Here is a 728-nt window from a genome sequence, read left to right as displayed (position 1 = left end):
CGACGCTGTTGTTAACGGGGAAAATGTCGCGGGGGGGCCGTACCTTCTCCCGCCAAAACGGATATGGTTTGCGTTTGAGTCGGTACAGGCCGACATCGCGAGAACAATGTCGCGTATTTTTACGTCTTTATTAATCGCCCCCGCCGTTCCGATGCGGATTGCCCGTTTTACCCCGTATTCCCGGAATAACTCATTTACATAGATAGAAATAGAAGGGATTCCCATACCTGTTCCCTGAACGGAGACTCTTTCCCCTTTGTAGGTTCCTGTAAACCCAAGAATATTTCTAACGCTAGTGTATTGTACCGGTTTTTCAAGAAAATTCTCCGCTACAAATTTTGCCCTTAACGGATCGCCCGGCAGTAAAACCGCTTCGGCAATATCCCCTTCTTTCGCTGCAATATGAATCGACATTTTTTCTTCCTTATTAGAAATATTAATTAACAAACAAAAAAATTTCAATACTTTATTGAATTAGGCCGTTACCTATTCATTTTTTCTGCCTTTTCAGCAGGCTTTTTGCCATCTCCAGAATAAACTCTTGAGTATCTGCCGTCAGTTTGCTAAAAGTTTCCAAAAGCTCTTTTTCATAAGGCGATTGTACGCCAAACATTTCGCCTTTTCCGGTTCTAAGCCAATTTACGTCAGTTGCAAAAGTGGCGCAGATTAGTTTTATGTTCTTGTCGGTGAGAGGCGCTTTCTTTGCCTCAATCATGGACTTGGATGTC

General features: G+C 43.1%; 2 protein-coding genes. Both read right to left on the bottom strand.

The genetic code is table 11. The annotated features are described in order from the left end of the window. A partial coding sequence (locus ACYVRA_RS07820; RefSeq protein ID WP_461252175.1) for a purine-nucleoside phosphorylase occupies window positions 1-414 on the bottom strand: 414 nt, incomplete at its 3' end. A 76-nt stretch (window positions 415-490) separates the two neighbouring features. Further along, the coding region (locus tag ACYVRA_RS07815) for a transcriptional regulator (protein WP_461252174.1) at window positions 491-728 on the bottom strand (238 nt) is incomplete at its 5' end.

Source organism: Treponema sp. R8-4-B8 (assembly GCF_054786175.1).
The sequence above is the reverse complement of the archived record's forward strand: the minus strand, read 5'-3'. Positions and strand labels throughout refer to the sequence as shown.